8 protein-coding genes are annotated in these 9,374 nt (G+C 40.3%); all 8 read left to right on the top strand.

Translation table 11 applies throughout. The annotated features are described in order from the left end of the window. The first annotated feature begins 11 nt into the window (after nt 1-11). The 8 genes from ACM44_RS04015 to ACM44_RS04050 all read left to right on the top strand — a co-directional run bounded on the left by ACM44_RS04015 (nt 12) and on the right by ACM44_RS04050 (nt 9,337). Nucleotides 12-1,202, top strand: coding sequence for an efflux RND transporter periplasmic adaptor subunit (locus tag ACM44_RS04015; RefSeq protein ID WP_024567736.1), 1,191 nt, complete (start codon nt 12-14; stop codon nt 1,200-1,202). A gap of 240 nt (nt 1,203-1,442) precedes the next feature. Further along, the gene (locus ACM44_RS04020; protein WP_024567735.1) at nt 1,443-3,281 is read left to right on the top strand and encodes a heavy metal translocating P-type ATPase; all 1,839 of its coding nucleotides are present in this window, start codon (nt 1,443-1,445) and stop codon (nt 3,279-3,281) included. 34 nt (nt 3,282-3,315) lie between these two features. Next, on the top strand, nt 3,316-3,738 hold the full coding sequence (locus ACM44_RS04025) for a hypothetical protein (RefSeq protein ID WP_024567734.1): 423 nt from the start codon (nt 3,316-3,318) through the stop codon (nt 3,736-3,738). 140 nt (nt 3,739-3,878) lie between these two features. Next, nucleotides 3,879-4,202 (top strand): DUF6122 family protein, encoded by a 324-nt coding sequence (locus tag ACM44_RS15670; RefSeq protein ID WP_024567733.1) that lies wholly within the window; start codon nt 3,879-3,881, stop codon nt 4,200-4,202. A gap of 57 nt (nt 4,203-4,259) precedes the next feature. Next, nucleotides 4,260-4,628, top strand: coding sequence for a hypothetical protein (locus tag ACM44_RS15675; protein ID WP_221247152.1), 369 nt, complete (start codon nt 4,260-4,262; stop codon nt 4,626-4,628). 72 nt (nt 4,629-4,700) lie between these two features. After that, the gene (locus ACM44_RS04040) at nt 4,701-7,103 is read left to right on the top strand and encodes a TonB-dependent receptor (protein WP_024567731.1); all 2,403 of its coding nucleotides are present in this window, start codon (nt 4,701-4,703) and stop codon (nt 7,101-7,103) included. Nucleotides 7,104-7,186: 83 nt separating this feature from the next. After that, entirely contained in the window at nt 7,187-8,434 is a 1,248-nt protein-coding gene (locus ACM44_RS04045) for an MFS transporter (RefSeq protein ID WP_024567730.1), read from the top strand. Between the two features lie 75 nt (nt 8,435-8,509). Continuing rightward, complete coding sequence (locus ACM44_RS04050; RefSeq protein ID WP_024567729.1) at nt 8,510-9,337, top strand: RteC domain-containing protein; 828 nt, start codon at nt 8,510-8,512, stop codon at nt 9,335-9,337. The last annotated feature ends 37 nt before the right edge of the window (nt 9,338-9,374 follow it).

The raw sequence follows: 9,374 nt of genomic DNA on the forward strand, positions 1-9,374 counted from the left end.
AAATTAAAATAATGAATAGGTCATTTAAAAAATATATACCGCTCCTACTGCTATCAGCAATAGTGGTAGTATCCTGTAAGGATAAAAAAGAGCAAGCTGCCGGGGAGCAGACTACCGCAGAAAGCAAGGCGGACACAGCTTCTTCGGTCAGACAAATTACGTTTACTCCTGACCAGTATAAGCTATCAGAGATACAAACAGGTGCTATCGAATTAAGAAACCTAAGTAATATCATCAAGCTGACGGGAGCTATCGAAGCTGACCCTAACAGTATAGCCACAGTGTCAGCACCATTGGGAGGTTATATAAAAACAGCAGGGCTGCTACCGGGGCAAGCTGTAAAAAAAGGACAGCAATTAGCCACCATTGAAAACCCGGAATTTATTACCATTCAGCAGGAATATCTGGAAAGTATCGGCAGGTTGGAATATTTATCGCAGGAATACAAAAGGCAGCAGGAATTGAGAAACGAGGATGTGAATGCAGCAAAGACTTTTCAACAGGTAAGTTCAGATTATAATGTAATGAAAGCCCGTATTGCCGGATTAGAACAGCAAATGGCACTCATTGGCATCAGCAGCGCAAGTTTAAAAAGCAGCAATAAAATTTCCAGAACTGCGGGCATTTATGCACCCATTTCAGGTTATATCAAAAGCAGCAATACCAACATTGGTAAATATGCTGCCCCTACCGATGTGCTGTTTGAGATAACAGGTACAGATGCCCTGCATCTTGCCTTAAATGCCTTTGAAAAAGACTTGGGAAAAATTCAGGTTGGGCAAACGGTTAAGTTTTCATTATCTAATGAGAATGATTACCGCCACACAGCAAAAGTGTACTTGGTAGGTCAGGCAGCCGATGACAAAAAAATGATACCTGTGCTTTGCCGCTTTACCAAAGATGCAAAACTTTTACCGGGAATGTATGTAAAGGCGTGGGTAGAAACAGGAACGGAACAAAAGAGTGCAGTACCGAATGATGCCATTGTTCAGTTGGACGGTTTGGATTACATCATTATTCAAACAGCGGATAGTAAAGACGGCTATACCTTCCAGTTGGTACAAGTTGCCAAAGGTATGGAACAGGAAGGCTATACGGCTATCGAATTGCCTCAAAGTGTTAATCAGCAATCATTAAAGGTAGTTACTAAAAATGCTTATACCATTCTTTCGGCAATTAAAAACGCTGAAGAGGAAGAATAAGACAATGCTATCTACTGTATGAAATCAAGAACAAATAGAAGTCGGAAAACAAGAAAGAGGAAAAAATTTGTACCTCCTCCGAAAAGAAAAGGAGGTACAAATAACAGACCCCTATCTAAAAAGATGAAGTATGGTTTGATTGCCCTTGGGGTAGTATTGTTTATAGCATTGCTCATATTATCGGTAGTTATTTCAAACTTGGGTATATCCAAAGGGCATACCCATTAATATCATAACAATATGAACTATTTACAAACCTTTTTTTCCCGGCAATTTTTTTGGGAAATCATACGCATTATTACAGTGGGTATTGCCAGCCTGTTGTTTTATTTAGAAATTATACCACTTCCCGTCTTGCTGGCAGCTACGGCTTTTGGTTTATACGCATTGCTAAAAACTGCCATTCTCGAATTAATCAGGGAACGGAAAATAGGTACGGAGTTATTTATTTCCATTGCCGTAATCGTATCGGTCGTTGGTAAAGAATATTTAGCGGGTTCTGTGGTGCTGATGATTATCCTGATTGCCGAATACATTGCCAGTGCAAGCGGTGAAAGAGCAAGAGCATCTATAAAGGAACTCATCGGTTCTGTGCCACAGACAGCCATATTGAAAAAGGACGGTAACGAGCAGCCCGTATCTATTGCATCACTGACGGTGGGTGATATTGTGGTGGTAAAGGCTGGCGAAAAAATACCCGTTGACGGTAAGATAGTGGCGGGTTCGGGGTCTGTAAACCAAGCCCCCATAACAGGAGAAAGCGTACCCGTAGAAAAAAATTCCGGTACAGAAGTATTTGCAGGTACAATACTGGAGTTAGGGGCTTTGGACGTAGAAATGACCAAAGCGGGAAAAGATACGGTGTTTTCACGCATTATCGCTTTGGTAGAAGAAGCAGAAAGCAGTAAAGCCCCTATTGAAAAATTAACGGATAAGGTAGCGGCGTGGCTGATACCCGTTGTTTTCGTTTTTGTATTGGGTGTTTACCTACTAACTAAAGATGTAAAGCTCGTGATAGCCCTGCTTATTTTCACTTCGCCTGCCGAATTAGGCTTAGCTACGCCTTTAGTAACCATTTCTGCCATAGCAAGAGCCGCAAGAGAAGGAATACTTGTAAAAGGCGGTAAGTTTTTGGAAGAATTGGCGAAGATAAAAACCATTGTTTTTGACAAAACAGGCACATTGACCATAGGTAAGCCTACCGTAAACAGAGTTGAAATACTCGATGACAGCTTTACTGAAAAAGAATTGGTGCAATTAGCGGCATCAGCGGAAAACCGTTCCAGCCACCCCCTTGCCAATGCTATACTGATGTATGCGGACAATATGGGTGCTTCGTTATCAGAGCCTACGGATTTTGAGGTATTCAAAGGGAAAGGTATCAGTGCTACCATCAACAATAAAAAAGTGCTGATAGGTAACAAAACGCTGATGGACGACCATACTATTTCCGTAACCGTCAATAGCGAAAACCTCACCGATACGGCTATCTATATGGCGGTGGATGGCAATGCGGCATCTGTGTTTTATGTGTCAGATGCGATACGTCCGGGAGCAAAGGAAATGATTGAGGAATTGAAAAGAAGCGGTGTAGAAAACATCATTATGCTCACAGGCGACAATCCACAGACGGCAGCACACGTATCAGGACAATTAGGTATTACATCATTCAGGGCAGATATGCTGCCTGAAGACAAAATCAAGGCGATACAGGAACTACAATCCAAAGGCGAAAAAGTAGCAATGGTTGGTGACGGCATTAACGATGCACCTGCTTTGGTACAGGCGAATGTAGGTATTTCTATGGGCATAGTGGGTACACAAGCTGCAATGGAAGCGGCTGATATTGTATTGGTGGAAGATAAGCTGGAAAAAATAGCCCGTTCCAAAGCCATCAGTAAAAAAGCATTCAGGACAATTAAGGAAAATATCATCGGCGGTGTGGGTGTGGTACACGTTGTAGGTATCACATTGGTGTTAACGGGAGTTTTAGGACCGGTGCAGGCAGCCATCATCCACCTGTTACCTGATACGCTGGTGTTTCTTAATTCAATCAAATTACTTAGGGTAAAAATTTAATTCTTAATTATTCACTTTTTAAAAATCAAAAAAAATGAGAAAAATCAAATCAATCGGAATGGCTTTAGTGGTTGCTATTGCAACTTTAGCAATTAGCCCTGCAATGGCTCAAAGCGGACACGGTGCAGCTCCACACGGGGGTAAAATGGTAGATATTGACAACTACCATATCGAAATGGTAAAAGCCAACAATGCGCTTACTTTTTATGTGCTGGATGCCAATGCTAAAACGTTAACCAAAACGGCTACCGGCTCGGTAGAATTTGCTTTTGAAAATGGCAGTAAATCAACAGCTAATCTTATCGCAGGTAAAAATGGAGCATTGACAGTGGCATTGCCTAAAAATGGCATCCATACGAATTGCACCGTTACGATTACCTATGAGGGCAAAAAGTTGGTTGGAAAATTTAAAAATGAGGTTTCTGCTGCTGACAAAGCACACGGACATCAACACTAATTTTTCATCTAAAATTGGCGGTGAAATAATAAGGCTTTGTGGAATAAGACTTCCGCAAGGCTTTATTTCCATAACAAATCAACATAAACTATTAATAGGCTTCATACCCGACTAAAAAACGACCAAAGAAAAATAACTAAATGTCCTTATTCGTACTGCAAAATATTATCCACTACGCTTTGCACCTTCTCTTTCCGGGATTGGTTGCCTTCGTGTTTTTCAGAAAGGAATGGAAGATGGTCTGGATAATTTTGTTAGCAACAATGCTTGTTGATATAGACCACCTGTTTGCAGAACCGATATTCGACCCGAACAGATGCAGCGTTGGCTTTCACTACCTGCATTCGTATTATGCAATAGCAGTGTATTTCTTGCTCTTGCTGTTCGGCAACAAAATAGTCAGGATTGTTGCGCTGGGCTTATTGTTACATATGGCAACCGATTTTCAGGATTGTCTTTGGTAGATACCCGTTGAGTTTACAGGAAAATCCAAAACATTTTTAACCATATCGTAGCTAAAATTGAAAGATAAAAGAAACATAAAATTTGCAGGACTTTTTCTGTTGATGTTATACCTGTTCGGCAACAGCCCTGCACTTATGTTTCACCACCACGATGAAATTATTGCATTTGAAAAAGCAACCAAATGTGAAAAAACTGTTTACTATTCAGATGGCAGCAATAGTTTCTGCGAACATAAAGCCCACCTTAGCAAAGTATTAAAGAAGTGTTTTCTTTGTGACAATCATTGTGTATCTGTTCATCTTTTTACCGCTATACAGTTTGTTTGCATTAATGTTGAACATCGTTCGGAATATACATTATATAAGGCAAATTTTTACGAAGCCACACTTCCTGAAACCCAAAACAGAGGTCCGCCAATAATTTGATTTTTTATAGAGGTAAGCAGCCGGAGCGTCTGTTTATCCAGCTCAAATTATAAGAATTAAAAAATCAGATTTATGAATTTAAAAAGCGTATTGCTATTGGTTGCCTTTGTTTCAGCAACCTTAAACATATTTGCACAAAACAGAATTTCCGGTACAGTAAAAGACCAGGAAAATAATAAAAATTTAGCCGGGGTATCAGTCTATATTGCTGATTTAAAAGCCGGAACCACAACGGATGTAAACGGTAATTATGAAATCAAAAACCTGAAACGGGGAACATATCTTTTAGAGATAAGTTTTACAGGTTATGAACCAATAATCGAGAAAATAACGATAGCACAAGATACGGTTATGGACTTTGTATTAAGTCCTGCCATTACGGAGCTGAACGAGTTAATCATCACAGGTGTAACCCGCTCGACAGAACTAAGATTAAGCCCTGTTATTGTCAAAGCGGTTGACGGCAACACCTTAAAACAAAACAGTGCTACCAACCTGATTGACGGTTTGAGAAACATACCGGGCGTAAACCAGATAACAACGGGTACGGGAATTTCAAAACCTACCATAAGAGGATTGGGATACAACAGGGTGATTACATTGAATAACGGTATTCGTCAAGAAGGGCAGCAATGGGGAGATGAACACGGTATTGAAATAGATGAGAATGCGGTGGACAGAGTGGAAGTAGTGAAAGGTCCCGGCAGCCTGATGTACGGCTCGGACGGTATTGCCGGAGTGCTTAACTTTCTTGCTCCTAAAGCCTTGCCAATAGGTGAGATAAAAACGCAGGTTTCTACGAATTACCAAAGCAATAATAACCTGATAGGCTACTCCCTTTCCAATGCAGGCAATAAGGATGGTTTACAATGGTTGGGCAGGTTTAGTAATAAATTTGCGGGCAACTATCAAAATGCCTACGATGGGAAAGTCTTCAATTCGGGTTTTAAGGAACTTAACGGCAGCTTGTTCTTGGGAATAAACAAAAGGTGGGGACACTCGCACCTCACCGTCAGCTCTTATAACAACACGCTTAATCTTGTAGAGGGCGAAAGGGACGAGTTAGGAAGATTTATCTATGAAAATGCCAATGGCGATGAAGTAGTTGCAAGCGGAAATGATTATAAAGGGTATAAGGTCGGTTTTCCACATCAGACCATCAACCATTTGGGCGTTTCTTCCAACAATTATTTCATATTGAATAAAGGTACAATTAATGCCGATTTCGGTTTTCAGAACAATAAACGAAGAGAGTATGAAAACCCCGCCGCTCCCAATGAACCGGCATTGTTCTTTGATTTGAACACACTTAATTATAATGTGCGGTATAATTTTGAAAAATCAAGAGGCTGGGAAACTTCGGTTGGTATCGGTGGTATGTGGCAATCCAACACCAACAGAGGGGAAGAATTTTTGATACCTGCCTATAATCTGTTTGATGCCGGAGCATTTCTTTTTACACAGAAAACTTTTGGCAAACTCACTTTAGCCGGAGGACTTAGATTTGACAACAGGTCTATGAACTCAAAAGAACTCTATCTTAATGAAGACGAAGAGCCTGTGCAAAGTACAGACCCCGATGCGGAATTAAAGTTCAGTGCCTTTAATAAAAACTACAATGGCGTTTCCGGTAGCTTAGGATTGTCTTATCAAGTCGATAAAAATTCTACGTTAAAATTCAATGTATCGAGAGGTTTCAGAGCGCCGAACAGTACGGAACTGTCAGCGAACGGAAGACACGAGGGAACGTTTCGTTATCTGTTCGGAACACCTGATTTAAAATCAGAAATCAGTCACCAGATAGATGTTGCCTATTTTCTGAACTCCAAACACATTACGTTGGAGCTTACGCCATTTGTAAACTTCATTCAAAATTATATCTATCTCGAAAAACTTGTTGCGGAAGACGGAACGGAAATTATTCCCGACCCTGTTGATGGTGCGCCAGCCTTTCAATATACAGCGGGCAACGCTACCTTAGTTGGTGGCGAAATTTATTTGGACATACACCCGCAACCGATAGAATGGCTGCATTTGGAAAACTCATTTTCGTATGTACAGGCTACCCAAAGCAGCCAACCCGAAAGCTCGAAATACTTGCCGTTTATCCCAGCCCCGAGATACAGGGGCGAAATCAAAGCCGAATTAAGGAATGTAAATAGAACGTTTTCCAACGCTTACATCAAATTTGGGATTAACCACTTCTTTCAGCAGGATAAGTTTTTCAGTGCTTACGGAACAGAAACAGCAACACCCGCATACACTTTATTGAGTGCAGGTATCGGAACAAATATTAAGGCGTTCAACCGGAGCGACTTTATGTCTTTGTTCATTAGTGGAGAAAATCTTGCTGATGTGGCTTATCAAAGTCATTTAAGCAGACTGAAATATGCTCCTGAAAATCCGGCAACGGGAAGAATGGGCGTTTTCAATATGGGACGTAATATCAGTGTGAAACTGATAATGAATTTTTAAGAAACCATAACGAAGCGGATAGAAAAAAGCACCGTCTGACGGCGGTGCTTATCCGCTTAATAAGAATAATTTAAAAATGTAAAATGGAATTACAATTATTAAAAAAAGCGTTTACAGAACCATTTAAAACATTACGGAACTCGACTTTCGCAAGGCTTTATTTTGCCCAAATCGCAAGTTTGTTCGGGGATGCCTTTACGTGGTTAGGATTGGCATTGCTTACCTATGAAATCAGCCCCGATAATGCGGCAGCTATATTGGCATCGGCTCTCACTTTGCGGGTAACGGCGTATATCATTTTTTCGCCCTTTGCAGGCGTAGTGTCTGAAAAATTAAAGCGAAAAAACATATTGCTGATAACGCAACTGGCAAGAATGGCAATTGTGTGTATGCTGCCGTTTGTAAATGCCGAGTGGCAGGTGTATGGGTTGATATTTGCATTGAACGTATTCGCTGCATTCTTCACGCCAACATACAGGGCTATTATCCCACAGATAGTAGACAAAGAAATATACAGGGAAGCCAACGGCTTATCAATGGCAACTTTTCAGTTGTTAAGCGTATTTGGTCCTGCATTGGCGGGGATATTTGCGGTATGGTTAGGAGCCAAGCAGATTTTCTTTGTCAATGGAGCAACATTATTCATTGCCATACTACTGATATTGACTATACCGGTGGCAGCACTGCAAAAAGGAGTGAATACCGATAGTACACCGCCCGGCAATACGTGGAGCGAAGTAATAAAAGGTATTCGCTTATTGTTTGGAAACAAGATTTTAAGGTTCTCTTTAAGTATTGAATTTATATCTGCTATTGCCGGAGCTATGGTATTGGTAAATACCGTTGGTTTGGTAAAAACATCTTTAGCTTTAGATGATAAGCATTACGGCTGGATAATGGCAATTTTCGGAGTAGGCGCAGCTATCACGGCTTTTCTGTTAGGCAGCCTTGATAAAACCAAAACACGGAGCATATCGCTGATAAGCGGGGCTGTCCTGATAGGTTTAGCTATCAGCTTTGCCAATTTTGTTCCGTACAACGGCTTGCTGTTCTTATGGGTTTTGGCAGGTATAGGTCAAACGCTTGCCGATATGCCGTCAGAAACATTAATAGGCGAAAACATTGCATCAGAAAATCAAGGTAAGGTGTACGGTTCTCACTTTGCGTTTTCTCATTTGTGGTGGGCAATAGCATACCCGATAGCAGGTTTTTTAGGCACACGGTTTCCCGAAAAAGAGTTCTTGTATGGAGGTATGCTTACGTTGGCTTTGGCGGTAATTGCTGTTTTAACCTTTAAATCATCGAAAGGAAATCGTAAAAAGGCACTTTGACCGATTAGCTAACCCTATGTAATGACATCAACTAATTCAATGTAGGTGTCCAATAGAAATTTCAAAATAAACAGGATGGATAAATTTTATAACGAAACGTTGAATAATCTGGAAGCCGCAATCAAAGAATTAGAAACTGAAACGGATTGCTCCATACAACAGATTGAAGTGATAATAAAACTTATCATCAAATGCCTGTCTAATGTGAAAGAATATGTATTGAACAGAGGATTTAAAAATGTAGAGGAAGAAATTCGTTTTTTCAAGCATCAAAAGCCCGCTATTGTTTCAAAGCTCATCTATTATAACGCTATCTATAAAATCGAAACAAAGAAACCTTATGGCGGTAAGGCAGTGAAGAAATACTATAATGATGAATTGGAAAAACTCAAAAGATATTTTGACAATAACCTCGAATTTTATAAATATTACAGAACCAATAATACTTTTATAGATGATAAGCTATTTGTACGGGGAAAGTATGACATTAAACTAAGTCTGGACACCTATTATTTTGAAGCGGACCATAATTTTTCCACTTCCCACGATTATAAGGCTGCAAAAATCATCGCCAATGACCTGATACAAGTATATCTTGAAGACCAGCTTCACAGCCCGATACATAAAAGCAAATCAATAGAATTACCTAACTTAAATTGGCGAGGCAGTAAAACTGCATTGACAGAATTGATATATGCCCTTCACGCTCAGGGTGTATTTGACAATACGGATATTAAAGTAATCGCCAAAACATTTGAAAGCATCTTTAATGTTGATTTAGGCGACTTTTACCATACATTTATGGAGCTGAAAGCCCGAAAAATAAACCGGACGAAGTTTCTTGACAGCCTGCGTGATGCGCTGATAAAACGGATGGATGAGCTGGAAGAAGATGAATATTAGAAATTGATAAAAAAGGAACGGGGACTTGCAGATCCCC

Source organism: Chryseobacterium koreense CCUG 49689 (assembly GCF_001045435.1).
In the GTDB taxonomy this organism is placed as follows: domain Bacteria; phylum Bacteroidota; class Bacteroidia; order Flavobacteriales; family Weeksellaceae; genus Kaistella; species Kaistella koreensis.